The organism is Rhizobium leguminosarum bv. trifolii WSM2297 (genome assembly GCF_000271845.1).
On record NZ_JH719395.1, the window covers coordinates 1,523,070 to 1,548,496 of the forward strand.

The 25,427-nt window shown below is 62.6% G+C and carries 22 protein-coding genes and 2 pseudogenes; 10 read left to right on the forward strand and 14 right to left on the reverse strand.

From position 1 onward, the window contains the following. Positions 1–394 precede the first annotated feature (394 nt). A complete protein-coding gene (locus RLEG4DRAFT_RS22770) occupies positions 395–1,117 on the forward strand; it encodes a helix-turn-helix transcriptional regulator (protein WP_003580285.1) in 723 nt (240 codons plus the stop codon). A 44-nt stretch (positions 1,118–1,161) separates the two neighbouring features. Here the strand turns inward: RLEG4DRAFT_RS22770 and RLEG4DRAFT_RS22775 are convergent, their stop codons facing one another. After that, positions 1,162–3,459, reverse strand: a complete 2,298-nt coding sequence (locus RLEG4DRAFT_RS22775) for a sensor domain-containing protein (RefSeq protein ID WP_003580287.1) — start codon at positions 3,457–3,459, stop codon at positions 1,162–1,164. Positions 3,460–3,705: 246 nt separating this feature from the next. Here RLEG4DRAFT_RS22775 and RLEG4DRAFT_RS22780 point away from each other — a divergent pair, with 246 nt between their 5' ends. Next, the gene (locus RLEG4DRAFT_RS22780; protein WP_003580289.1) at positions 3,706–5,076 is read left to right on the forward strand and encodes a TIGR03808 family TAT-translocated repetitive protein; all 1,371 of its coding nucleotides are present in this window, start codon (positions 3,706–3,708) and stop codon (positions 5,074–5,076) included. Between the two features lie 100 nt (positions 5,077–5,176). Further along, positions 5,177–5,842, forward strand: a complete 666-nt coding sequence (locus tag RLEG4DRAFT_RS22785; protein WP_003580291.1) for a glutathione S-transferase family protein — start codon at positions 5,177–5,179, stop codon at positions 5,840–5,842. 1 nt (position 5,843) lies between these two features. Here the strand turns inward: RLEG4DRAFT_RS22785 and RLEG4DRAFT_RS22790 are convergent, their stop codons facing one another. After that, the gene (locus tag RLEG4DRAFT_RS22790) at positions 5,844–6,740 is read right to left on the reverse strand and encodes a LysR substrate-binding domain-containing protein (RefSeq protein ID WP_003580293.1); all 897 of its coding nucleotides are present in this window, start codon (positions 6,738–6,740) and stop codon (positions 5,844–5,846) included. Between the two features lie 179 nt (positions 6,741–6,919). On the opposite strand from RLEG4DRAFT_RS22790, the pseudogene RLEG4DRAFT_RS22795 reads away from it, so the two are divergent. Beyond that, a pseudogene (locus tag RLEG4DRAFT_RS22795) lies at positions 6,920–7,113 on the forward strand (hypothetical protein). Positions 7,114–7,157: 44 nt separating this feature from the next. Here the strand turns inward: RLEG4DRAFT_RS22795 and RLEG4DRAFT_RS22800 are convergent. Further along, positions 7,158–7,649, reverse strand: coding sequence for a GNAT family N-acetyltransferase (locus RLEG4DRAFT_RS22800; RefSeq protein ID WP_037094727.1), 492 nt, complete (start codon positions 7,647–7,649; stop codon positions 7,158–7,160). A gap of 454 nt (positions 7,650–8,103) precedes the next feature. On the opposite strand from RLEG4DRAFT_RS22800, the gene RLEG4DRAFT_RS22805 reads away from it, so the two are divergent. Next, the gene (locus tag RLEG4DRAFT_RS22805; protein ID WP_003580298.1) at positions 8,104–8,754 is read left to right on the forward strand and encodes a glutathione S-transferase family protein; all 651 of its coding nucleotides are present in this window, start codon (positions 8,104–8,106) and stop codon (positions 8,752–8,754) included. Between the two features lie 97 nt (positions 8,755–8,851). On the opposite strand, the gene RLEG4DRAFT_RS22810 is transcribed toward RLEG4DRAFT_RS22805, so the two are convergent. From RLEG4DRAFT_RS22810 to RLEG4DRAFT_RS22820, 3 genes are all read right to left on the reverse strand, one after another. Next, positions 8,852–9,472: a glutathione S-transferase family protein gene (locus RLEG4DRAFT_RS22810; protein WP_003580300.1), complete on the reverse strand. Its 621-nt coding sequence runs from the start codon at positions 9,470–9,472 to the stop codon at positions 8,852–8,854. A gap of 381 nt (positions 9,473–9,853) precedes the next feature. After that, the gene (locus tag RLEG4DRAFT_RS22815) at positions 9,854–11,050 is read right to left on the reverse strand and encodes an IS4 family transposase (protein WP_003580302.1); all 1,197 of its coding nucleotides are present in this window, start codon (positions 11,048–11,050) and stop codon (positions 9,854–9,856) included. 121 nt (positions 11,051–11,171) lie between these two features. Further along, a complete protein-coding gene (locus tag RLEG4DRAFT_RS22820) occupies positions 11,172–11,528 on the reverse strand; it encodes a hypothetical protein (RefSeq protein WP_003580304.1) in 357 nt (118 codons plus the stop codon). 140 nt (positions 11,529–11,668) lie between these two features. Between RLEG4DRAFT_RS22820 and RLEG4DRAFT_RS22825 the strand changes: the two genes are divergently transcribed. Continuing rightward, a complete protein-coding gene (locus RLEG4DRAFT_RS22825) occupies positions 11,669–12,424 on the forward strand; it encodes a DeoR/GlpR family DNA-binding transcription regulator (RefSeq protein WP_003580306.1) in 756 nt (251 codons plus the stop codon). Here the strand turns inward: RLEG4DRAFT_RS22825 and RLEG4DRAFT_RS22830 are convergent. The 3 genes from RLEG4DRAFT_RS22830 to RLEG4DRAFT_RS39080 form a co-directional block, all read right to left on the reverse strand. Continuing rightward, positions 12,399–13,139 (reverse strand): hypothetical protein, encoded by a 741-nt coding sequence (locus RLEG4DRAFT_RS22830; protein ID WP_003580308.1) that lies wholly within the window; start codon positions 13,137–13,139, stop codon positions 12,399–12,401. The genes RLEG4DRAFT_RS22825 and RLEG4DRAFT_RS22830 overlap by 26 nt on opposite strands. Before the next feature lie 133 nt (positions 13,140–13,272). Next, positions 13,273–14,280 carry an asparaginase gene (locus tag RLEG4DRAFT_RS22835; RefSeq protein WP_003580310.1) on the reverse strand — a complete coding sequence of 336 codons (1,008 nt, stop codon included), beginning with the start codon at positions 14,278–14,280 and terminating at the stop codon, positions 13,273–13,275. Between the two features lie 301 nt (positions 14,281–14,581). Next, the gene (locus RLEG4DRAFT_RS39080) at positions 14,582–14,890 is read right to left on the reverse strand and encodes a hypothetical protein (protein WP_085061925.1); all 309 of its coding nucleotides are present in this window, start codon (positions 14,888–14,890) and stop codon (positions 14,582–14,584) included. 385 nt (positions 14,891–15,275) lie between these two features. Here RLEG4DRAFT_RS39080 and RLEG4DRAFT_RS22840 point away from each other — a divergent pair, with 385 nt between their 5' ends. Then, the gene (locus tag RLEG4DRAFT_RS22840) at positions 15,276–16,487 is read left to right on the forward strand and encodes an MFS transporter (RefSeq protein WP_003580312.1); all 1,212 of its coding nucleotides are present in this window, start codon (positions 15,276–15,278) and stop codon (positions 16,485–16,487) included. 267 nt (positions 16,488–16,754) lie between these two features. Here RLEG4DRAFT_RS22840 and RLEG4DRAFT_RS22845 read toward each other — a convergent pair whose 3' ends face one another. After that, positions 16,755–17,378 (reverse strand): helix-turn-helix transcriptional regulator, encoded by a 624-nt coding sequence (locus RLEG4DRAFT_RS22845; protein WP_003580314.1) that lies wholly within the window; start codon positions 17,376–17,378, stop codon positions 16,755–16,757. A gap of 102 nt (positions 17,379–17,480) precedes the next feature. Between RLEG4DRAFT_RS22845 and RLEG4DRAFT_RS22850 the strand changes: the two genes are divergently transcribed. Further along, positions 17,481–18,908, forward strand: coding sequence for an MFS transporter (locus RLEG4DRAFT_RS22850; RefSeq protein WP_003580316.1), 1,428 nt, complete (start codon positions 17,481–17,483; stop codon positions 18,906–18,908). Here the strand turns inward: RLEG4DRAFT_RS22850 and RLEG4DRAFT_RS22855 are convergent. From RLEG4DRAFT_RS22855 to RLEG4DRAFT_RS22870, 4 genes and pseudogenes are all read right to left on the reverse strand, one after another. Further along, entirely contained in the window at positions 18,889–19,887 is a 999-nt protein-coding gene (locus tag RLEG4DRAFT_RS22855) for an NAD(P)H-quinone oxidoreductase (RefSeq protein WP_003580318.1), read from the reverse strand. The genes RLEG4DRAFT_RS22850 and RLEG4DRAFT_RS22855 overlap by 20 nt on opposite strands. A 77-nt stretch (positions 19,888–19,964) precedes the next feature. Then, a pseudogene (locus RLEG4DRAFT_RS22860) lies at positions 19,965–21,810 on the reverse strand (GGDEF domain-containing protein). A gap of 112 nt (positions 21,811–21,922) precedes the next feature. Then, positions 21,923–22,165, reverse strand: a complete 243-nt coding sequence (locus RLEG4DRAFT_RS22865; RefSeq protein ID WP_003580323.1) for a ribbon-helix-helix domain-containing protein — start codon at positions 22,163–22,165, stop codon at positions 21,923–21,925. Positions 22,166–22,272: 107 nt separating this feature from the next. Beyond that, the gene (locus tag RLEG4DRAFT_RS22870; protein ID WP_003580325.1) at positions 22,273–22,869 is read right to left on the reverse strand and encodes an HdeD family acid-resistance protein; all 597 of its coding nucleotides are present in this window, start codon (positions 22,867–22,869) and stop codon (positions 22,273–22,275) included. 140 nt (positions 22,870–23,009) lie between these two features. Here RLEG4DRAFT_RS22870 and betI point away from each other — a divergent pair, with 140 nt between their 5' ends. Beyond that, positions 23,010–23,765, forward strand: a complete 756-nt coding sequence (betI, locus tag RLEG4DRAFT_RS22875; protein WP_085061926.1) for a transcriptional regulator BetI — start codon at positions 23,010–23,012, stop codon at positions 23,763–23,765. Next, positions 23,762–25,225 (forward strand): betaine-aldehyde dehydrogenase, encoded by a 1,464-nt coding sequence (gene betB / locus RLEG4DRAFT_RS22880; RefSeq protein WP_003580328.1) that lies wholly within the window; start codon positions 23,762–23,764, stop codon positions 25,223–25,225. Before betI ends, betB begins: the two co-directional genes overlap by 4 nt. Positions 25,226–25,427 lie beyond the last annotated feature (202 nt).

Below are 25,427 nucleotides of genomic sequence, written 5' to 3' on the forward strand. Positions count from 1 at the left end.
GAATCCGCTAAATTCTTTAAGCTTCCTTTAACCGAGCTGCCGCGGAATAGGGTGTCTGAAGTCCGGTGCCGCTGAGAAAAATAAGGAAGCAGAAACAGGCGCTTGAATTAAGGCTTCGCCTCGGCAGCAGGATCTTCCGGGTGGGATTTCGAACATGAAGCAGCTTTTTTCTGATTTTTTTCTCATCGGCTCGTCCCTAAAGTTCGAAGATCGCTTTACTTTTTGTTAAGCAACCGCCGCCCGCCTGTTTCCCGCGTTCAAAAGATCTTTCTGTTTTTCCGCTGCAGGTGCATATTTCACCGTCCTTCGAGCGTGCAGAATCAACTTCCGAAACGAGCGGCTAAGTGGACATCATCCGCCAGGCGCCGAACGCGATTGGCGACCGGAGAAAGACATGACGCTCGAGGCCGAGTTCAATCGAATTGAAGAAGTCGCCACAGGCTTCAACACGCATTACGAAGTCTTCAAATATATGAAGGGCCTCACCCAGTATCTGGGAATGACTGCTTTCCTGATCATGACATTGCCCAACGTCGACGTCGTCGAAATAGGTGCGACAAAGATCATCACCAACTGGCCGGCGGAGATGGTCGATTATTACGACGCCCATAACTTGATGGTCGACAGTCCGGTCATCCGCCGGATGCTGAAATCGACCAGCCCATTCAACTATGATGTCGCAGCAATCAATACCGATCGCGGAGAAGGAAAAAAGTCCACGGTCATCGAATTATTCAACCGATATGGCATGGAAAAAGGAGCCTATTTCCCCGTCCATGATGCCGCCGGTGGGCGCGGTGCGATGTCGATTTCGGGGTCGCGGAATTTCAGCGTGCTCGAAATGGCGAAACTCCTGTATATCGCCACGCTGATCTATGATCGGCTCTCGCAGCTGACGTTGAACGAGAAACACAAGCCGATCGCCTTTACCTCGAGCGAGCTGGACTGCCTGCGGCTGACGGCCGGCGGCCGCAAGAGCAGCGAAATTGCCAAGCTTCTCGATCTGTCGGAACATGCGGTCAACAATCACATCGGCAGCGCGATCAAGAAGCTCGGATGCACGACAAGAACACAGGCAGTCGTCAGCGCGTTGCGTCTCAACATCATTCGGGTTTAGGCGCCTGTCGGCAAACGATCCGCTCGCCATCGGCAAGCCGAAGGTCAGAGATGCGGCGCCTGCAGCAATGCCGGGATTTCCTCCGGCGAGACCGGCTTGGAGAAGCGGAAACCTTGCGCCTCCTCGCAATGCGCCTGCCGCAGGAAATCCATCTGGGCGTCGGTTTCCACGCCTTCGGCGAGGACCGAAAGCTTCAGCGTCTGCGCCAGCGAAATGACCGCAGAGGCGATGGCGACGGCGGTTTTGTCGCCTGGCAGAGCCTCGACCAGCGAACGGTCCATCTTCAACCGGTCGAAGGGGAAGGTCTTGAGCGCCGCCAGGCTTGAATAGCCGGAGCCGAAATCGTCGATCGACAGGCGAACGCCGAGCGCCCGCAGCGATTCCATCATGGCGAGCGCCCGTTCGGCATCCTGCATCACCACGCTTTCGGTGACCTCGAGCTCCAGCCAGCGCGACTGCAGGCGGTGGCGCTCCAGCGCCTCGGCGACATGGCTTGCAAAATCCGGATCGGCAAACTGCTTGGCCGAGACGTTGACGGCGATGGTCAGCGGCGGCAGACCCATATCCTGCCAGTGGCGCGCCTGCCGGCAGGCTTCGTTCAGCACCCAGAGGCCAAGGGGAACGATGAGGCCGGTCTCTTCGGCGAGCGGAATGAAATTGATAGGCGGCACCCTGCCCTTGGCCGGATGGTTCCAGCGCACCAGCGCCTCGAGCCCGGTGATGCGACCGTTGGCGACATCGACCTGCGGCTGATATTGCAGGAACAGCTGGTCGCCGGTAATCGCCTGGTGCAGCTCCTCCTGCTCGCCGAGCGGCATTCCCACAGGCGTGCCACCGCCATCGTGATGCTGCAGGGTGTTGCGGCCGAGTTCCTTGGCGCGGTACATGGCGCGGTCGGCATTGGCGAGAAGTTCTTCCGAGGTCGAACCGTCGAAGGGGAAGGCGGCGACGCCGATGCTCGAGGTGACGGCGATCTCGCCGCCATCACGGGGGATCGGCCGGTTGATCGCCTTCTGCAGCTCGCGCAGCCGACGCGTGATGCCGGCATCGTGGCTCGACTGGTGAACGAGCACCACGAGGAATTCGTCGCCGCCGAGACGCACCACCATATCCGAGGCCCGGACGCTGTTGGCCATGCGGGCGGCGGTTTCCTTCAGCACCTCGTCGCCGGCGGCGTGGCCGCGGCCGTCATTGATGTCCTTGAAATTATCGAGATCGATATAGGCGACGGTGACCTTGCGGGTGTGGCGCCGGGCCTGGTCGAGGATATTGGCCAGCCGCTCCTTCAGGAAGGCGCGGTTCGGCAGGCCGGTGAGATCGTCGTGATGGGCCATGAAATGGATGCGATCGTCGACACGCTTGCGCTCGATGGCGATGCCGGCGATGTGGGTGGCGAGCGCCACCAGCTTCGTCTCGTGCTCGGTGGGACGGCGGACCTCCCTGGAATAGAGGGCGAAGGTGCCGAGCACATTATTCTGCGAGGTGGCGATCGGGGTCGACCAGCAGGAGCGGAAGCCGAACGGCGCGACCAGCGCGCGAAAATCCTCCCACAGCGGATCGCTCATCACGTCCTCGACGATCACCGTCTGGCCGCGCCAGGCGGCGGTGCCGCAGGAGCCGACCTTGGGACCGATGGTGACGCCGTCGATCAGCCGGCTGTAGCCGCCGGGCAGATTTGGGGCGGCGCCGTGATAGAGCCTGGTGCCCTCGCCGTTCAGCAGCAGCACCGATCCGTCGATGCCGGTCAGCTGCGCCTCGATCATCAGCACCAGCGCCTCGAGGATCATCGGCAACGGCTCGTTGCGGGCGATCATTTCGAGCAGATTCGCCTGCTCGCGATGGAGATCCTCCTGGCGCTTGCGTTCGGTGATATCACGGGAAACGCCGATCAGGCCGACGACCTCGCCGCGATCGTTGCGCAGCGGTATCTTCGAGGTCAGCCGGCATATCGGCCTTTTGCCGCCGGGCAGGACGTAGCTTTCCTCCATATCGACGCAGGCTTGCCCCGTCGCCATGATCTGCTGCTCGATATCGAAATGGTGGCGCGCCGTCTCGAAATCGAACAGGTCGAAATCACGTTTGCCGGTAATCAGGTCAGCGCTCTCCAGGCCGAGGCTGCTGGCGGTGACGGCGTTGGCGAAGACGAAGCGGCTGTCACGATCCTTGACGTAGAGGAAATCCGGTAGTTCGTGAACGATTGCCTTGAGGCGGAGGTTCTCGATGCCGTCGGAGAGGTGATGGGCGGTCGAGGCCATCATCGCCTCCGTCGCGGCGACGATGCGCCGCGTTTCGGCCGACAGGGCATCGGTCGATTCCCATCGCCTGGCACTCGGTTCGTACATGCCGCCATTCTCCCCGGCGGGCCGAAGGCCCACACCCCGCATAACCACCGCATGATATTCCCTTCAAAGTAGTCCCCATTCCCTTCGGCTTGCTTAAATGAAAGGGTGAACAAGACGACAAAATCGGCGGCGATATCCTGCCCTTGGCCGGGGCTACAACCGCAATTTCGGCCGCCTGTGCCAGAAAGAGGCAGGCGCGTCTGGCACGTTTCGTGCTATCGGGGCCCTATGACTGGAGAATCCGGAATGCCCTCACGCCGCGACCTGCTTTTCTTTCTCGCCGCCGCGGCGGTTGTGGGAGGTTCAGCGCCGCGCGCGCTTGCCGCACCGCTTGCGGCTGCCGGGCAACCCGATCTGCGCGGCGCGATCGACGCGGTGGAATATCGCGCCATCCCCGAAAGCGGCGACCGCAAGACCCGCAACCTTCAGCAGATGATCGAACGGGCAGCGCGCGAGAACGCGCCGGTCTTCCTGCCGCCAGGCACCTACAAGGTCTCCAACCTCACCTTGCCCGACAATACCCGCATCACTGGCGTGCCCGGCGCCTCGCGGATCGTCTATACCGGCGAAGGACATCTCTTTGCGGCGGCAAATGTGCGCCGCATCGAGCTTTCCAACCTCGTCATCGACGGCGGCAACCGCTGGCTCGGCGACGATGCCGGCGGGCTCTTGCAGTTTACCGGGGTGGACGAGGTGCTGATCGACAATTGCCAGATCGGCGGCAGCCGCAAACACGGGTTGCAGCTGGAGCGCTGCGGCGGGCGGATCGAGCGCAGCCGCATTTCGGGTGCAGCCCAAGCCGGGCTTTATGCGGTCGATTCCGCCAATCTTTCGGTCACCGGAAACACGATCGCCGATTGCGGCAATGGCGGCATCCTGGTGCATCGCTGGAACAAGGCGGAGGACGGCACGGTGGTTTCCGGTAACCGCATCTCCAACATCCGCGCCAATGACGGCGGCACCGGCCAGAACGGCAACGGCATCAACATCTTCCGCGCCGACGGCGTGATGGTGGTGAACAACCAGATTTCCGACTGCGCCTTCACGGCGATCCGCGCCAATTCTGCCTCGGACATCCAGATCAGCAACAACCAGTGCCGGCGCTCCGGCGAGACGGCGATCTATGTCGAATTCGCCTTCGAAGGCGCCGTGGTTTCCGCCAACATCATCGACGGGGCAGCGAACGGCATTTCGATCGCCAATTTCGACGAGGGCGGCAGGCTAGCGAGCGTCACCGGCAACGTCGTACGAAACCTGACACTGAAAGGCCCCTACAAGCACGAGGTCGGCTTCGGCATCGGCATTGCCGCGGAGGCCGATACACTGATTTCGGGCAATGTGATCGAAGGCGCGCCGCGCTGGGGCATGCAGATCGGCTGGGGTCCATATCTCCGCAATGTCGTCGTCAGCGGCAACGTGGTGCGCCAGGCGCCTGTGGGATGCGCCGTCTCGGTCGCCGACGGCGCGGGCACTGCCGTCATCACCGACAACGTCTTCCAGGAGATCGCTGAAGGCGCGGTTTTAGGTTTCCAATGGGAGAAGAAAGTGTCGGACGAGATGGCCGGCGGTGGCGCGCCCTACAAACAGCTGACCATCGAGCGAAACCGCGTCTCCTGAAGCGCATCAAAAGCTTTCATCGTCCCATCAGCGGCAGGGACTTTTCCGCAGCCACTGCGGCCTCTACCCTCTGGTGCAGCTACACTCGGGGGATAAGATCATGCTGACAATTTACGGAGTCTATCGATCGCGGGCATCGCGCGTCTACTGGATGGCGGAGGAGCTCGGGCTCGAATTCCAGTCTGTGCCGGTGCTGCAGGCAAGGCGGCTCGCAGACCCGCTGGCAGCAGAAGCGCCGCTCAACACGCAATCGTCCGATTTTGCTGCCGTCAACCCGATGGCGCAGATCCCCAGCATCACGGACGGCGCGTTCGTCATGCACGAGTCGCTGGCGATCAATCTCTACCTCGCCCGCAAACATGGCGGGCCGCTTGCCGGAGAAACCGTCGAAGAAGACGGATTGCTGACGATGTGGACCGTCTGGGCCGCCTCTCAGGTCGAGCCGGAGACGGTCAAAATCGTTCTGACCTATGATAATGGCCTCGAAAATAGCGACGAGGGCAAGCAGGTGATCGCCGTTGCCTGCCGTGCGCTGCGCCGACCGTTTGCGGCGCTCGAAAGCCAGCTTGCCGGCCGGCAGTGGATCGTCGGCGACCGCTTCACCGTCGCCGATCTCAACATCGCCGAGGTGCTGCGTTACGCCCAGAGTGAGGAGGCGTTGTTCGATTCGCATCCGAACATCAAGGCCTGGATCGAACGCTGCCAGTCGCGCGCCGGCTACAAGGCGATGCAGACAAGCCGCGCCAAGGAACCAATCGAGGTGTGAGTTACCGGAACAGCGCCAGCGTGCCGGCCATTTCCTCACGGATCCAGGCCTTGAAATCCTTGACCTTCTTCGGCTCGCGCGTGCCTTCGGCGGTGACGAAATAGTGACCGAAGCCGGTGCGCGCTCGAATGCCGAAGGGCGCCGCCAGCCGGCCTTCGGCAAGCGCGAAGGCGGCAAGGGTCTGCCAGGCAAGCATGACGCCTTGGCCGGCGATCGCCGCATCGAGGCAGAGCGAGGCATCGTTGAAGACGTGGCGCGTCGCCGGTGTGGCGCCTGACAGGCCCGCCTCGCGCATCCAGACCTCCCAGTTGAACATGGCGCGGCCGTCGACGACGGCAGGCAGCGCCAGGATATCGGCGGGTTCTTGCAATTTCGCCGCCATCTCCGGTGAGCAGACGGGAAAGACCTCCTGCTCCAGCAACAGTTCGGCCTTCACGTCAGGCCACTTGCCGGTACCGACACGGATGCCGATATCGACGTCGCAAAGGGCGGGATTGACGAGATTGGTCGTCGCATCGAGCCGCAGCTTGATATCGGGGTGATGCTCAGCGAAACGATCGAGCCGGCAGACGAGCCAGCGGGCGGCAAAAACCGGCGCCACCGAGATCGTCAGGATCGTGTCGTCCTTGCGGCTTGCGATCGACACCGCCTGGGAAAGACGGGCAAAACCCTCGTCGAGCGCCAAGAGCACCGGCCGGCCGGCTTCGGTGGCGATCATTCCCCTCGCGGTGCGCTCGAACATCACCTGGCCGAGTTGCGCTTCGGCCTTGATCACCTGCTGGCTGACGGCGCCGACCGAGACGCCGAGTTCGTCGGCGGCTGCCTGCAGCGAGCCGAGACGACCGACGGCCTCCAGCGCCCGCAGGCCGTTGAGATGGACGGAATTCAGGTTTTTCATATAGTTTTTCTATAGCAGTTCCGCCGTAATCTCAATTGAAAATCCGCCTGCAAAAGCCGACATTGCAGGCATCGGTAATCCCGTTCGAACGACTTCAGCCAGCGAAACGGGATAGTTCAAATCGGCGTTAGCCCACCTGCGGTCACGATTCCGCACCGTTGGAGAAAGCGAGGCATGCCATGTCGTTGCTGAAGTTTTTCTTGAATCCCGCCCTTGCCATGGGCGGCACGGAGATTGCCCCGGCCTGGAAGGACGACCCGCTGCGGCATCCCGAGGTCGAGCGCATGTCGCTGCGCGAAATCGCCGATCTGCCGCTGGTGTGGAGACCGGCTTTGTTGCCGCGGCCAAGCCGCCGCCGGCGAAATGCGCGTGAGCACGGCTCCCGCGCATTTGGTGAACTGCTCTAGTGCCCGCCGGCTAAACGGCAGATGCCTGCCAGCGAATCACCGGACCGTCTTCGGGATCGATGCGCTCGCCGGCGCGGATAAATCCGTTGCGTTCGAGGACACGCTGGGAGGCGATGTTGTCCACCCCGGTCTCGGCTGAAAGCAGCCTCACCCGGGGGTCCTTCCGCGCCCATTCGAGCAGCTGGCCTATCGCGCGCGTCGCGCATCCACGCCGCTCACGGCTGGGCGCGATCCCATAGCCGATGTGGATCTCGCCGTCCTCAGGCGCGCGAATGACCGAGCATAGCCCGACGATCTCGCCCTCCTCGACAATCATCCAGGCCGACGGGATAAACTTGGCGCCGATCTCCGCGGCGATGCTCGCCAGCATCTCCAGGACCTCCGGCGGCGCGATGACGCTATCGGAAACCAGGCGGGTATTTGCGGGCACGAAGCCTTTCAGCAACGCGGCGAAATCATAAGCAGTCAATTCGATGATCATATTCTTCTCGACATTGGACATGCGCCAGCTTTGGCGCGTCAAGGCCGAGCAGCGAGACCCGAGCATTTATTCCAGATTCCGCGCGCAAACCGCTGCGCATTTTTGCAGGAACTGTTTGGCTAGCTGAAGCCGTGTCTGTCTCGTCCGCCCCGGCCGGTGCGTTCTGGGTGTTTTGCGACGGCAAACAAAGGCATTCTCCTGTTAAACACATGGCTTCGGAAAGAGCCGGTGCGGATCGATACTGAAGCGGAGCTGGATGTTTGTCCAGGCTTTGCAGATCGCCTGATTTGGCGTCGCAATTGCCATGGCTGGAGGATCTGCCGACAATCGGAAGGCGTGCGAAACTGAATCTAATCTGACCCCGCGAGGATTATCGCGAGCATCGGTGTCGGAATCGCGTTTCGCCGGCCGTCTTTCAAGCCACAGGACACCTTAAAACGGTATCGATCTAAGGATAAATTATAGGGAGTAAGCGATGACGATTACCATTACCGCCTTTGAACGCTCGCCCGATCGCGGCCGGGGTCTGGCGCGCGACATGCGCGTTCGCTGGGCGCTCGAGGAAGCGGGCCAGCCTTACGAGGTTCGTCTCGTTTCGTTCAAGACGATGAAGGAGCCCGCGCATCTGGCGCTTCATCCTTTCGGGCAGATTCCGACTTATGAAGAAGGTGATCTCGCTCTGTTCGAGTCCGGAGCGATCGTGTTTCATATCGCCGAGCGCCATGCGGGCCTGCTGCCCGAGGATGCGAATGCCCGGGCGCGCGCTGTCACGTGGATGTTTGCCGCGCTCAATACCGTGGAGCCACCGATCTTCGAGCGCAGCCTCGCCACCATCCTCGAGCGCGACGAACCCTGGTACGAGAGGCGCCTCAGCGTCCTCGATGACAGCATCCGCAAACGGCTGGGGAGCCTTTCCACTCGCCTTGGCGATGCCGACTGGCTCGATGGTGCGTTCAGCGCAGGCGACTTGCTGATGGTGACGGTGCTCCTCAGGGCGCGAGCATCGGGTCTATTGGAGGAATATCCGAACCTTGGCGCCTATGTCGCCCGCGGCGAAGCCCGGCCGGCCTATCAGCGTGCTTTCGCAGCCCAGCTGGCGGTATTCACCGCCGCATCGGCCGGCTGACAAGGGGCCGCTTCGCTTGGACAGTTGTGACCCCAAGCCGCAGGCCGCCAATTCGGATGCCGTCCCTCCCTGGCCCCGTTCCTGCCCGAGCGATGCATCAGCCCCGATCGTAAGCCATGGCCCGCTGGACGGCGGGGCGCTGCAGCATCCGGGCGTGGTGATCACTCGCCTTTGCGAAGCGGGCGGGATCGACGCCGTCGGACGGCAGCCAGCCGGTCATGACGAAGAGATAGGGATCGGCTAGCGAATAGGCCTCGCCCATCACCCACGGGCCTTTGAACATCGTCTGTTCGATCAGGGTGAAACAATCGGCCATATTCTGAGGCACCTTCGCCTTCATCGCCTCGATCGCGGCCGGATCGTCGGTCCAGCGGGAGCCGCGCGGGCGATGGGCATGGTTCACATGCACTGTCGAGCAGAGATAGCTGTTGAAGGATTGCAGCCGCGCCATTTCGAAGGCATCGCCGAGCGGCGCCAGTTTGGCGGCCGGCGCGCTTTCCGCGATAAAACCAAGGATCGCCGGCGTTTCGGTCAGCACGCCACGATCGGTGACCAGTGCCGGCACGCGACCCTTCGGGTTGATCTGCAGATAGTCCGGCGAACGCTGCTCGCCATTGGCAAAGCTGAGCTTCCGAGTTTCGAAGGCGAGGCCGGATTCTTCCAGGGCAATCAGGCTTGCGAGCGCGCAGGTTCCGGACGCGTAGTACAATGTCAGCATGGTTCTCGTCTCCCTTTTGGCACACCTTATAGCGCGGCGACCCTTGCGCCGGAACCGGGGAGATGGCGTTTGCTTAGCTTCTCGGCAGCAGAACAACGATCGGCGTACCGTGGGGTCGCCCCTCATCCGGCTGCCGGCACCGACCGGGGTCGAGCCACGGGTCTCGACCCGTCCTCCGGACCCCCGCAAACGGGGCGAAGGGGGACAGCCGCAACCTCTCCGTTCCTCGCCAGGCTTTCGCAGGGCACGTCCCCTCTCCCCGTTTTACGGGGAGAGGGCTAGGGTCATATGCGCTAGGTTAGGCGAGCATTCAGATAATCGCATTGTTTTCGACGTCGGCGTGGCGGCTCACAGAGGTGGCGCCGACTTCGGGTGACGAGATTACAGACGGCCTGCCACAGCAGCGATCCGCGGATGGCGGCGTGAATGGTGCTCAGGGCTATCTTCATGAGACGCCAGCGTGACGGGCTTGCCTGTGGGATTGGCGTATCCAGAGGGGGGAGAGTCCGGGACTTGCCCGGCAATCTGTTCGGCGATGATGGCCACGATCAGTCTGGCGTAGAGCCAAGCCTGCGCCAGTTCTGGCTTCTTGGCCGGCAAGCTGTCGAGGCCGGCCAGGCTCTTGAACCGTTTGAACGCCAGCTCGATTTGCCAACGGAAGCGATAAAGGGTGAGAATATCTGTCGGCGGGAAGGTGGCGGCCGGCAGCGAGGTCAGCAGCAGAATGTACTTCGCCGCCTCCAGACTGCGCGGATCGGGTTGTTTGCCGCGCTTGCTGGCGTCCTTGAGCAGGCGTTTGTGCTCGGCTTCCACCTGTTGCGGATCCTTGCGCCGGATAACCAGGCGCAGGACCAGTGGCGTCGCCGCCTTCACGCCTTCGTGGATACGAACCTTGAGTTCACTTTCCTGTTCTTGCTGAGCGGCGAGCGCGGCAAACAGATCAAAGGGATCGCCATTCGGCTGCAACAGCCGCAACGAGTTCCAGCCGGTCCGCACGATGAAGTCTGCGCCGGCGTCGATCACGGGCCGCAGATCGCGCGGTCTTGCATAGTAGCGATCGGCCAGCACGATATTACCGGGTGCGTAGGTGAGGCGCTGAAGGTTCTCGGCACCATGGATGTCGGTCAACTCAAGCTGATCGACCTGAGCCGTTGCCAGGTCGTAGCCGACATGCAACCGCCACGTCGTGCGGTCAGCGCCCGGGTGGCAGATCGACGTTCCATCGAGCACACGCAAGCGATACCCCGCCCAGCGCCCTGCCGGCACCTTAGTCTGCTCGGCAATCAGCGTGGCCACGATGTCGCCAAGCCAAGGGGCTGCTTTGCATAGCCGCTCGAGCAGCGATGGGTCGGACAAGCGGGCGATCCCGCCCGCTTCGGCCCATGCACAGGTCTCGCGTAGCGACATACCAAGGCCGCCATAGGCAAGCGCCAGCCGCAACAGCGTCTCGGCGTTCTTGATTTCCCGCACCCGCGTGAAAGCGCCGCGCAACCGCGCCGTTGCTTCCAGGTCAAAACCCGCCGGAAGCCAAGCGCTCACTTCCGACCAATGATCCAAAATCTCAGGACGAATCGTCATCCCAAGCTTGAATCATAACCAGATTCCTCATGTCCAGCCCTAACCTAGCGCATATGAGGGCTAGGGTGAGGGGCAAGCCACACGGTAGTTCCCTCACTCAACCGCAGCCCAGATCCGCTACTCAACCGCAGCCCGGCACATCCTCCAGCCGGTGCCAGACCGGGATGCCGCGCTCCCTGGCGATGCGCACGTCGTTATCGGCGCCCTTGGAATCGCCCGGCAGCCGCAACACGCCCTCGCAAAGCTGCAGCAGCCGGCCGGCGACCGGGTGGAAGATCTCTTCGTAGAGCGCATCGCCGACCGACTTGCCGCCGGCGGCGTGCCAGATCGGCAGCGCCACCCATTCGCCGATCATCGGCACGTGGCCGGCGGCAAACAGCGCGTGTGAGGGTTGCTCCAGCCGCTTCAGGTTGGCGGCCATTTTCTCCGGGTCGTCGCCCGTTCCCGACCTGTATGGCCCGGCAATCAATATCAACATTATCCACTCCATCGCTCCGCTTCTGCGCAAGCACTCCCGGCTTCATGCACGGGATATCGTGAAAATGCACGATATTTCTTGAATGTCGAGTCTGTTCGTGCAATATCATGCCATCTCGTTCACTTTCGTGCGGAGTGATAATGCTGACGACGCAACGCAAGGCCCTCATTCTCGACATCCTGCGCCGTGACGGCCAGGTGATCGCCAAGCGCGTCGCCGAGGATTTTTCGCTTTCGGAAGACACGATTCGGCGCGACCTGCGGGAAATGGCGGCGGAGGGGCTCCTCAAGCGCGTGCATGGCGGGGCGATGCCACTTTCGCCCGATCTGCCCGATTTCACCGCGCGGCGCAGCGTCTCGTCCGAAATCAAGGCGCGGCTGGGGGCTGCTGCGGCGGCGATGATCAGGCCGGGGCAGATGATCTTCCTCGACGGCGGCACCACCACGGCGGAGATCGCCCGGCATTTGCCGCGCGACATGCCGCTGACCGTTGCGACCCACAGCCCGACGATCGCCGCCGAGTTGGAACACCACCCGACGGCCGAAGTGATCCTGACCGGTGGGCGGATCTACAAACATTCGATGGTGGCGACGGGGGCAGCAGCAGTTGCAGCGATCTCGCAGCTGCGCCCCGACCTGTTCTTCCTCGGCGTCACCGCGGCCCATCCCGTGCACGGGCTTTCCACCGGCGATTTCGAGGAAGCGGCGATCAAACGCCATATCGCCGGCTGCTCGGCCGAAACGCATGTGCTGCTGACGGAGGAGAAGTTCGACCTCGTTTCGCCCTGCCCGGTGCTGGCGATTTCCGAAGTCTCGGGGCTGATCGTGCCGGCTGAGATGCCGGCCGAGCGGCTAAAACCCTATCGCGATCTCAACGGCGCAATCGCCGCAGCATGATGGCCTTGCGGCCCGGCGCACGCGGGGCAGCCTGCGGCAGCAGGCTTGCGGCAAGAGCCACGATGAACAGCGTCAGCACTGCATAGGTCGGCGCCACGCTGCCGGTTCCAACGGTGAGCACCGCCTGCAGGTACGGCTGTACAAACGCGACGACGACGGAAAGTGCCGGCATGTCGAGCAGGGTTCCGGCCGTTCGTGATAGATCCGGCATGAATGCCACCGCGGCAAGCGCGCCGTAGACCGCCGCTAGCCGGACCGCCAGGTGCAATGAGGCCGACGCTGCGAGCGGGCGCGCGTCACCATCCTCGAAAGGAACCATGAGATAGACGATGAAGGCTGCCAGAAATAGGAGGGCGACGGGCAGAGCCGTCAGGATTGCCGGCAGCGTCATAACGGCGGCGTCAGCTGCCAAGAGGAGGAGAACCGGCGTCGACGCAACGAACCAGACGCCCACGAGCGGCCCCCAGAACCAGAGCAGCGACAGATAATGAAGACGGACCAGCGTGACCATAAGGAGCAGACCGATCGCGATCCAGGGGCAGGCAGGTTCGAGCACAGCCGATATCAGTCGGACGGCCGGCTCGCAGGCGCTGGCCATATCCGCGCAGCCGGACAACTGGACTGCCAGCCAGGTGATATGATCGAGGACGAACGCGGCGAACATGAAGACGCCGATCGCGGTCAACACCCACCAGAGATAGCGGCCTGCAAACATGCCCTGCCCTCCCGGCTTCCAGGGAACGCGCTTGCGTCCCGGTCGGCGCGAAAGAATGCATCCGATCGCAGGGCGCTCCTTCTTTATATTAGATATTTCTTATTTTTTTGTAACTTATATACTTGTTTCGCATTCATCCGGTCAGGGCGGAGGTGGCCCTGATGTCGCCGACATGGATACCGTTCCAATTGGGCATCGGCGTTACGGCAAAGCCCATCAGAGCGGCATGCACTTCGTCTTCCGTCTCGAAGAAGCGGGCGAGTGTCGCCGCCACCATGGCTTCGGCGGCGCGGGTGGTGCCATCCTCGCATTTCAGCGCGATGGCGATGCCCTTTTCCGGGATCGCGGCGCAGAAGACGCCCTCGGCGCCTGTCTTGACGAAGATGCGGCCGGGGGCGATCTGCATCAGTTTCGTGCAGGCGCGCCCGGAGCCGGCGACATAGAAGGGCTCGGCCATACAGGCATCGATCAGGCGGCGGGACGCTCTGGCGCGCAAGGGTTCGAGGCCGACCCCGGTCGCCATTCTGGCGAAGCCGTGGGCAAGGCTCCTGAGCGGTACGGCATAGGTCGGAATGGAGCAGCCGTCGGTGCCGCAACTCTCGGCGCCGAGCACGGCGCCGGTCAGGCTCTCCATCACCGCGCGGATTTCGACCTGCAGCGGGTGTTCGTAGCCGACATAGCCCTTCGGGTCGATATCCCTGTGGCAGCAGGCGCAGATGAAGCCGGCATGTTTTCCCGAACAATTGTTGTGCAGCGCGGTCGGCGCGTCGAGGGTGCGGACCTGATGAATCAGCACCTTTTGGCTCATCGACCAATGGGCGCCGCATTCCAGGGCTTCGGCATTCCGGCCGGCGCGCGACAGCATGGAGGCGGCAAGCGCCACATGCTCGTCCTCGCCATTGTGCGAGGCGCAGGCGAGCGCCAATTCCTTGTCGCCGAAACCATAGGCGTCGGCCGCACCGCTCTCGATAAGCGGCAGTGCCTGCATTGCCTTGCAGGCCGAGCGCGGGAAAACGGCGGCTTCCGTATCGCCCAGCGAAAAGACGAGCTTGCCATCACCATCGACAATGGCCACCGCGCCGCGATGGCGGCTTTCGACGAGCAGGCCGCGGGTAACTTCGACGGTGACGGGATTGGTCATTGCTCTCATCCGGATGCTGGCGGGATGCGGCAGGCATACCGCGTCAGGGCGCGAAAGCCAACGGGGTATAGGCTTTGACATTGGTGGCTGCGGGGATGCCTGCTGATGAGGCGGTCGACGCGTCGGCGGGATGTTTGGCGGACTCAGCCGCACATTCCGTCATCCCCGGGTCTTGAGCTTGGGATCCATGCCGGCTGCAGAAGGAGGCCAAGACAGATCCTAGGACCCCGCATGATGATGACAGGGTCCCTCGTCCAGCCCATTAAATAGGCGTCACTCTCTGTGCACCTGCGCGTTGTTCCTATTCCCTTTCAACAACGATTATTCGCAGGACACCGTGGCTGTCACGAACCCGGATCTCGATGGTTTTGCTCCTATTTCCAGCTTTCGTCACTTTGCAAACCTCGGATATAGCATCCCAGAATTGGGCTCTGGTAGGATAATCTATCTCAAGAGTATCCATGACTTTTCTCGTCGATTCCAAGGTAATGGGAAAACCACAATCCTCGGCACCCTTACGAAAGAGGCGTTCAAAGGGAGTCTGCGGAACGTGGGTGCAACCTGCAACGGCGAAAGAAAACGCGACAGCGCCAACAATACGAAATTTCATTGTCCCCATCCAATTAATCAACCTCGGCGAGCACTAAGAGCAGAAGATCGGTAGAGTCAACCGGCCAGAGCACGGCGCGCATTTACGCGGGAAGCGATCCCACAAATTCCGTCATCCCAGGCCTCGAGCGTGGGATCCATAGCCGCGGCTGATGGAGGCCGGTGTGGGTGCTCGGGTCAAGCCCGAGCATGACGGAGCGTGGGGTGGGCTTCTGAAGCAAGTACCGCGATGGACGGCGGAGTGGGAGTTGCGTCCCGTCGCTCAACCATCGCGACGGTGATCGCATGACCCCGACAATGATCACAAAAATTGACCCCGTCGATCAAAAACTATCGTTTTCCTGATATGTCCCTTCCAGCTAAAGGTGGTTCATCAGGAACCGTCCATGCCCTCCACCCTCTCGTTGATCCTTCTCGACAACAGGATCCGCATTCCGGCCGTGACCTTGGTCGCGCTCGCCTTTACCTATGCCTCGACCGCGCCCTATCAGTCGATCATCGGGATCAACGAACTGGGCCTCAGCAACGGCACCTATTCGGCGCTGATCTTCTTCTCGGCGATCGTCAACGTCACCACCAGCCTGACGCTCGGCATCTGGTCGGACAGGCTGAAAGAGCGGCGGCCGCTGCTGCTGGGGCTTTCAGTCGCCGGCATGCTTGGCTTCGGGTCGATCGCGATCTTTCACAGCCCGGCGATCTTCATCGTCTCGACGCTGTTGCTGGTGCCGATGAGCAATTCCACCTATTCGCTGCTGTTTGCAAGCCTGCGCGCCAGGACCAACCAGATGGATCGTGGCCAGGCGGCGGGGATCACCGCAACAGTGCGGGCGCTGTTTTCCGGCTCGTGGGCGCTGGCGCCGGGGATGATCGGCCTTTATCTCGTCAATTCGCCATCGATGACGCCGGCTTACGGGATCGCCGCCTTCGCAAGCTTCACCTGTTTCTGCCTGTATTTCTTCTTCGCGCCCGGAAACGGCACTGCCGGTCCCTCCCCCGATCAGCCCGGCTTCCTGGCGTCGCTGAAGCGGATCTTCATGCCCTCTGTGCTGGTGCGCGTCATCGTCATGGCGCTGCTCTTCGGGCTGCAGCGGCTGAACAGCATGCTGCTGCCACTGATCATCACCCACGCGGCTGATGGAAGCGTGGTCGATGTCGGCTTCATCGCCGGATTGACCGCCTTTCTCGAAATGCCGTTCATGGTGATGTGGGGAATGGCGCAACGGCGGTTCCGCACCGTGCATGTGCTCGCCTTCGGCGCGCTGATCTACTGTTCCTATCTGCTGCTGCTCGGCTTTGCCTCAGCGCCATGGCACATCTATGCGCTGCTCCTCCTCAACGCCTCCGGGGCGGCGGCGATCCTCAGCGTGCCGATCACCTATCTGCAGGACCTGATCGCAGATCGGCCGGGGCTCGGAACCTCGCTGCTCTCGCTCAACACCTTCATCGGCACCGGCATCGCCGCCGGGCTTTTTGCCCTCGGCACATCGGTCAGCGACTATTCCGGCACCGCCTTCGTCGGCGCTGCGGCGGGTCTCGCGTCGGTCGGAGTGCTGCTCTATCTCGAAAGCAGCAGGCGGCAGGCGCGGCAGCCGGCGTGAGGCGCGAGCTGCTTGCGCGCGATGTGATCGACGAAGTGCGTCAGAGGAAAACGTGGCGAGCGGGTGAGGTTCTGTGGTGCTGTGCCGAAAAGATCTGCCCCTCACCCTAACCCTCTCCCCGTTCTGACGGGGAGAGGGGACGTGCCCTGCGAGAGGGTGGTGGGAACGGCGAGGTTGCCGCGATTCCCCTTCGCCCCGCAAGCGGGGAGAAGGTGCCGGCAGGCGGATGAGGGGCCGGCGCGGTTCGCTCCGTCCAATCGCTCCGCCTCAACGCGGCGTAATGCGATAGGCGCAGCGCCTTGCCCCGGCGAGGATGTGTTCGCGGCGCTCGACGTCGGCGCCGAGGGCGGTGCGGAAGGTTTCGAGTTCGGAGCGGCAGAAGCCGGCGCAGGCGGTGGCCGCCGCGCAGATCGGGCAGTGGTTTTCGACCAGCATGAAGGACCCGTCCGCCTCCTGCCAGCTGTCGGCCATATAACCCTCGCGGGTGCGGATGGCGGCCAGGCCCTCGACACGCGCGGCAAGGTCGCCGGCATTTTCTAATTCCTGCCGATACCGCTGCAGCGTTTCGGCCTCGCGGGCGGAGATGACGGTGTCGAGGGCCGCGGGGCCAAGCTGTTCGACCAGCGTGCCGAGCAGGTTTGCCGTCAGTTCGGCATGGCCGTCGGGGAATTGACGGTTGCCCGCGGCAGTCAGGTGCCAGAGCTGACGCGGCCGGCCCCTGCCCGTGGCGCCGATGGTGACCGGCTCCACCAGCCCCTGCTCGGCCAGCTTGGCCAGTTGCTGACGGGCGGCCTCGGCCGAAATGCCGAGCGCATTGCCGATCGCGGCGCCAAGCTGCGGGCCGTCGGTCTTTATCAGGATCAGGATGCGGTTGGCGGGCGACTGGCGCATATTTTTCCAAGTTACGTCTTGTTTTAATCGGGGCGGCATGTAATTTTCCAATTTATAACTTGGAAAATAATCCTTCGCCAGCAAAAATCTCGGGGTCCACCCATGTCGGATATCGACCAGACTGCAACCATACCCAACGCCGGCTCCCTCCTCCGCCTCTTCCTGCCCGAGCATCTGCCGGCAACATTGATCCTTGCCGGCGGCGTGACACTGTATGCGGTGGAGACTTACATCATGGCGACGATCGCGCCTTCGATCGTGCGCGACATTGGCGGGCTCGCGCTGTTTTCCTGGGTCACCAGCCTGTTCGTCGCCGCCGCCGTGCTCGGTTCGATCTTCGTCGCCATGCGGCCGCGCGGTATCGGGCTTCGCGCCGTCTATGTGATCGCGGCGCTGGTCTTCGGCGTCGGCAGCCTGATTGCCGCAGCCGCACCGTCGATGCCGGTGGTGCTGATCGGACGCGCGGTGCAGGGTCTCGGCACCGGGGCGCTTGCAGCGCTTGGCTACGCCTTCATCCGCTTCGTCTATCCCGAGCCGCTATGGACGAAGGCGTCGACGCTCTATGCGGCCATCTGGGGCGTGGCAACCGTTATCGGGCCGACGCTTGGCGGCTTTTTCTCCGCCGGCAGCAACTGGCGCTACGCTTTCATCGTGCTGGTGCCGCTCGGCTTGGTGATGGCGGCACTGGCGCCGCGGCTGTTGCCTGAGGTCGCGGACGACCGCGAGCAGGCGAAAACGCCGCTTGCCCAGATCGGGCTGCTGCTCGGCGCCGTGCTGATGGTCAGTACCGCCGGGACAATCGAGATGACGGCCGCGAAAATCGCCTTGATCGCGGCCTCGATCGCTGCGGTCGTCGGCATGCTCCGCATCGAAGGCCGAAGCCCGAACCGGCTGCTGCCCTCCGGCGCGGTCAGCCTTTCCAGGCCGATTGCACGTGTCTACCTGACGATGCTCGCCGTGACTGTCGTGCTCGTCAGCGACGTCTTCATTCCCTATTTCCTGCAGGTGCTGCACGGGGTGACGCCGCTTGTCTCAGGTTATCTCGTGGCACTCGTCGCCCTCGGCTGGACGTTTTCGGCCTTCCTCAGCGGCTCGCTGACCGGCGGCCGCGCGCATGCGGCGATCGTTGCCGGTGCGCTGATCGAGGCGGCGGCCACCATTTCACTGGCGGTCTTTCTCGCGCGCGACAATCCGCAAGCCCATATGCTCTTCATCGTGCCGGCGGCAGTCGGCATGTTCATGATGGGCTTCGGCGTCGGGCTCGGCTGGGCGCATCTTGTCGCCATGGTCCTGACGCTCGTCGCCGACAGCGAACAGGACAAGGCTTCGGCGGCGATCCCGACGATGAGTTCGCTCGGCGGCGCTTTCGGCGCGGCCTTTGCAGGCCTCATTGCCAATGGCGCCGGCCTCGTCGATCCGGGCGGCATAGCCGGGGCGCTGTCGGCAACCTACTGGCTCTATCTGCTGATGGCGCTGCCCGGCGTTCTGGCAGTCGGCGTGGCGCTGACGCTTAGCCGACGCGCAGCATGATCTTGCCGACATGGCTGCCGTCTTCCATCAGCCGGTGGGCTTCGACAACGTCCTCGAAGGCGAAGACCTTGTGGATGACGGGGGCGACGGTGCCGGCTTCCAACAGCGGCCAGACCTCGGAGAGCAAGTCGTCGCGGATGGCGCGTTTTTCTTCCGCCGTGCGCGGGCGCATGGTGGAGCCGGTCACCGTCAGCCGCTTGACCATGATCGGCGACAGATTGATCTTTTCGGCAATGGCGCCGCCGAGGAAGGCGATGATCGACAGGCAGCCGTCTTTTCCAAGCGAGGCGAGATTGCGCTCGAAATAGGCCGCACCGATCATGTCGAGGATGATATCGACACCCTGGCCGGTTTCGGCCTTGATCACCTCGGCGAAATCCTCGCTCCGGTAGTTGATGGCGCGTTTGGCGCCGAGCCTTTCGCAGGCCTCGCATTTCTCGGCTGAGCCGGCCGTGGCGTAGACCTCGGCGCCGAAGGCGCGGGCGAGCTGGATGGCGGTCGTGCCGATGCCGCTGGAGCCGCCATGGATCAGCACGGTCTCGCCTTCGGTCAGCCCGGCCATCTGGAAGAGATTGGCCCAGACGGTGAAGAAGGTTTCCGGCAGAGCGGCAGCCTTGACCGCGTCATAACCCTTGGGAAAGGGCAGGATCTGGCCTGCCGGCAGCAGGCAATATTCGGCATAGGCGCCGCCATTGGCGAGGCCGCAGACCTTGTCGCCGAGGCTGTAGCCGCTGACGCCAGGGCCAATCGCAACGATTTCACCCGACAGTTCCAGGCCGAGGATCGGGCTCGCATTTTTGGGCGCGGGATAGCTGCCCTGGCGCTGGGCGACATCGGGGCGGTTGACGCCGATCGCCTCGGCGCGCACGAGAACCTGTCCCTCACCCGGCACCGGCAGCGGGCGTCTGCCGATCGTCATCACCTCCGGCCCGCCGAACGACGGCAGATCGACGAAACGCATTTCCTGCGGCAATGGCATGGCGCAACCCTCCTGATCCCGACTGTTGGAAATAAGTCAGGCCCGCGGGCTTGGGAAGGCTGGAAGTGGCAAGGGCGTCAATTCGCCTCGCCCAACAGATGGAAAACCAGGCCGTCGTCGCTCTCCTTGGCGGCCGACTTGATGACGGCGATCTCGGCGCTGACGCGATTGATATCGTCGATGACAAGGCCCACCGGCAGTTCGATGACGCCGATCGAGCAGCGCATCAGCGGGAACAGCGCTTCGGCGCCGGCGCGGTCGTGACCGAGAATGCGGCCGGCGGCGCGGTGTTCGTCGGAATAGAGATCGAGCACGTCATCATGGAAATCGCCGATCAGCCGGTCGAGAATCTCCGTCAGTTCCTCCTTGGTCCAGCCGACCACGCCGATGAAGAAATCGTCGCCGCCGACATGCCGAGGAAATGCCGTTCGGCGAAGAAATAACGGCGCATCAGCGCGGCAAACAGCGAGATCGCATGGTCGCCGAGATGGAAGCCGTAGGCATCGTTGAACGGCTTGAAATTGTCGAAATCGCAATAGCAGAAATGACGAACCTCATCACCGTCGCGGCCGGACTGGCGCATGAAATCGCGGATGGCGCGATTGCCCGGCAGGCCGGTCAGCGGGTTCTGATCCTGGGCGGTTTTCAGTTGCTTCTCGTTGATGACCTTGATCAGCGAGGCGGCGGAGACGACGCCGGCATAACGCATGTTGTCGGTGAGGATCAGGCAGTTGCTGCCTTCCATATTGGCAAAGATCGCCATCAGCTGCTCGGCATCGCTGTCGAGGCCGACGATCGGCGCCATCTCGACGAAATGCGAGATGCTGCGCTCATACATCTTGTTCTTCAGGAGATCGCGCCCGAACGGCTGATAGATATATTCCTTGAGGTGCTGCTCGTGGATGATGCCGCGCGGCTCGTCATTGGCGTTGAGCACCGGAAAGAAAGCCTGGCGCGGATTGCGGCGGAAGAGTTCGAAGACGCTGTCGATGCTGTCGTTCTCATACACCGTCGGCAAGAGTTCGATCTGCTTGCGGATGAGGATTTCGTCGAGCGACTGGCTGCCGGGCTTGCTTTTACCAAGCTCCTGCAGATGCGGGAAGGACGGCGCCAGCTCGGAAATATGCGTCGTCGGGCGGGAGATAAACCAACCCTGGACGAGATCAACGCCATATTCGCGGCAGGCGATGAATTCGGCCTCGGTCTCGATGCCTTCGGCGATGACGCGGGTGCCGAGCACATGGGCGATATTGACGATGCTCTTCAGCAGATGGCGCTTACGGGGGCTACGGTCGATCTCGGCGACGAAATGCCGGTCGATCTTCAGATAATCGACGGCATAATCGCACAGCAGCTTCATCTCGCCGTGGCCGACGCCGAAATCGTCGATCGCCAGCTTGAAGCCGGCCTTGCGCAGCTTCGAAACCAGGCCGGCAAACTCCGGCACGCTGGTATTGTCGAACCGCTCGGAGAATTCGAAGCAGACGGAGGACGGCGGGATATCGGCCTTCCGCAGGTGCTGCAGCAGGCTTTCGACCAGGTGTTCGCCATGCGGGATCAGCCGGACGTCTAGATTGAGGAACAGCGTCGCGGTGGAAAAATTCGACAGTGTGGCGAATTTGGCGAGCGCGCGGCTTGCCAGCATCTGTTCGAGCTGCAGCAGCTGGCCGGCCTGATGGGCTTCGTCGAGGATGTCGACCGGCGTATCGTAGCCGATGCGCTCCTGGCCGCGCATCAGGGATTCGTAACCGAAAACCGTGCCGGTGCCGGCCTCGACGATCGGCTGGAAGGCGTTTTCGACAACGAGCTTGGCCAGTGTGACGATCTGGTCGCTGGCATAGCGGCGCAGAACGCCGGGCCCGACGGTGGCAGCCAGGGACATGCTGATCTCCACTGTGACTTGTTCTTGTTGGTCACGAAAATGCCGTGGAAGGATCAATGAACCCTTTCGCCAATATGAAAGTTTTGTGAAGACGCAGGCCATCGCCACGCGTTCCGCGTTTAACTGAATTGCAAAATACAATCAGGCGCTTGTTCAGGCGGTGCGGCGGCGCTCCGCCTCGTGATCGGCGAACATATCGGCGACACATCTGCCGCTGGACGGAGTGCCCTCGTCGTCGAGCACATCGTCGCGGAATTCGTTGAGCTTGCGGGCGGTATCCCAGAGGCGCAGCGCCTCGCGGACGACCTCGCTGCTTGAGGCATAACCGCCATTGTCGACGGCGGCGCGGATGCCCGCTGCCTGTTGCGGTGAGATGGAAACGGTGACCATCGGCATGAACTTCCTCCCTTTTTTATTCAGGCAGAACCCTGCCTTTGGGGGACGCATGACCATTTGCGGTGATCGCACATACCTCTAAAGTCTAATCCCCTGTTATCCCCTTGTCAAAAAGAACGATCGGAATGCGGCGCAGAGGCAACGCTCTCCCCTGTTCCACTGCGAATGCCGAGGCCGAAGGCAATTATCGTCCAACCCTGGATGATGAGATCGGCGGCCAGGAACAGGCCAAGGATCCAGAGGCTGTTGACCGGCCAGCCGAGGGCGATGACGAAACCGGCAAGCGCTGTAATGACGCCGCTGGCGACGATCCATCGCCAACCCTTGATCGGCTTCATACGCATCCCGACCCAGGTGCGGAAGACGCCGGCAATGACGAGCGCAAGTGAAAGAAACAGCGTCAGCGCTGCCGAGGTGAGGATGGGATTGACGAAGGCGCAGATGCCGGCCAGCACATAGAGCAGACCGCTCAGCGCCCAGAAAAGCACGTGATCCCAGCCGCGCACCTGGAAGGCGTGGACGAGATAGATCACGCCGCCGAACAGCATGAGCATGCCGACATAATAGACCGAGATGACGGTGGCGAGCATCAGATTGCCAAGCGCGATCAGACCGCAGACGAGCAGCAACACGCCGAGGCCGACGAACCAGATCCATTTCGACTGCAGAGAGGATGTGGGCACTGCATTGAAGACATCGGCCATGACGCACCTCCGGTTGGGAAAGGATATGTTGCAGCAATTGTTCGGGGAAAGATCGGCGGCCGGGCAAATCGCGAAAGATTTTTGTTGATTGATCACTCAATCAAAAATACTCTAGTCGAAATTTCAGGGGAGTTGGCGGTTTGCCGAAGGTCGGAATGGAGCCGGTGCGCCGCAAGGCGCTGGTCGATGCGGCGCTGCGGGTGATCGGCGATCACGGCTCGCTGGCCGTCACCATGTCCGACATTGCCCGCCAGGCCGGCGTGTCGCCAGCCCTTGCCCATCATTATTTCGGCAGCAAGGAGCAATTGCTGATCGAGACGATCCGCTCGCTGCTCAGACAGTTGCGCCGCGATACGGTGGCGGCGCTAAAGGCGGCGAAGACACCGCGCGCCCGGCTTTCGGCGGTCATCCGCGTCAATTTCCACGCCGACCAGTTCGCGCCGGGCACGATTGCCGCCTGGCTTGCCTTTTACGCCGAAGCGCAGCGCTCGGAGGAAACGCGGCGTTTCCTGGTGATCTACGCCCGGCGGCTGCGCTCCAACCTGCTTGCCGATCTCAAGGCGCTGCTGCCCACCGACGCCGCAGAACGCATCGCCGAGGGCGCAGCGGCGATGATCGACGGGCTCTATATCAGGCAAAGTCTGAAATCGGCGCCGATCGGCATCGAAGCCTCGATCGCGCTGACAGAGGATTACCTGAATGCGCTTTTGGCCGCCACCTCCCCTTCTCCCCGGCGGGGAGAAGATGTCCGAAGGACAGATGAGGGGGTGAGCGACGCAGGAGCGAACGGCCGAAAGGCCGAGACTGCTGCCCCCTCATCCGGCCCTGCGGGCCACCTTCTCCCCGAGGGGAGAAGGGACCACCAGATCGAACCACCCGAAGGACAATTGACATGAAAGCCCAGCCGAAAGCCTCGCACTTCATCGACGGCGAATATGTCGAGGATGCCGACGGCACCGTCATCGAGAGCCTTTATCCGGCGACCGGCGAGGTCATCGCCCGGCTGCACGCGGCAACGCCTGCGATCGTCGAAAAGGCGATTGCAGCGGCCAAACGCGCCCAGCCGGAATGGGCGGCGATGAGCCCGATGGCGCGCGGCCGTATCCTCAAACGCGCCGCCGAGATCATGCGCGAGCGGAACCGGGCGCTGTCGGAACTGGAAACCCTCGATACCGGCAAGCCGATCCAGGAGACTGTTGTCGCCGACCCGACCTCGGGCGCGGATGCCTTCGAATTTTTCGGCGGCGTCGCACCGGCCGGCCTCAACGGCGCCCATATCCCGCTCGGGCAGGATTTTGCCTATACCAAGCGCGTGCCCCTCGGCGTCTGCGTCGGCATCGGCGCCTGGAACTATCCCCAGCAGATCACCTGCTGGAAAGCCGCCCCGGCGCTCATCTGCGGCAATGCCATGGTGTTCAAGCCCTCCGAGAACACCCCGCTCGGCGCCCTGAAGATCGCCGAAATCCTGCATGAGGCCGGGCTGCCGAAGGGCCTGTTCAACGTCATCCAGGGCGACCGCGACACCGGGCCGCTGCTCGTCAACCATGCCGATGTCGCCAAGGTGTCGCTGACCGGATCGGTACCGACCGGACGCAGGGTGGCGGCGGCTGCAGCCGGCAATCTCAAGCACGTGACGATGGAACTCGGTGGCAAGTCGCCGCTCATCGTCTTCGACGACGCCGATCTCGACTCGGCAGTCGGCGGGGCGATGCTCGGCAATTTCTATTCCACCGGCCAGGTCTGCTCGAACGGTACCCGAGTCTTCGTGCAGAAGGCGATCAAAACCGAATTCCTCAAGCGGCTGAAGACGCGCACCGAAGCGATGCTGATCGGCGATCCGCTGGATGAGGCGACGCAGGTCGGGCCGATGGTCTCCTGGGCGCAGCGCGAGAAGGTGATCGCCTATATCGAGAAGGGCAAGGCCGAAGGCGCAACGCTTGTTGCCGGCGGCGGCATTCCGAACAACGTCTCCGGCGAAGGTTATTATGTGCAGCCGACGGTGTTTGCCGATGTCACCGACGACATGACCATCGCCCGCGAGGAAATCTTCGGGCCGGTGATGTCGGTGCTCGACTTCGACGATGAGGATGAAGTGATCGCGCGGGCCAATGCCAGCGAATTCGGCCTGTCCGGCGGCGTCTTCACCGCCGACCTCACCCGCGCCCACCGCGTCGTCGACCGGTTGGAAGCGGGCACGCTCTGGATCAACACCTATAATCTCTGCCCGGTAGAAATCCCCTTCGGCGGCTCGAAACAATCCGGCTTCGGCCGCGAGAATTCGCTGGCCGCGCTGGAGCATTATTCCGAGCTGAAGACGGTCTACGTCGGTATGGGGCCGGTGGTGGCGCCTTATTGAAGTGGAAGACCCCGCCCCAACCCCTCCCCACAAGGGGGAGGGGCTTAACTTGCCGCTCCGCCTCACCCCAAAATCCGCGCCGCAAGCGATGCGATCGAAGGAGGGCAATACCGGTGCCACAAGTTAGCCCCTCCCCCTTGTGGGAGGGGTTGGGGCGGGGTCTTAATCCCCAGTGTCTTCGCACGGTTGCAAAAAAATCCAA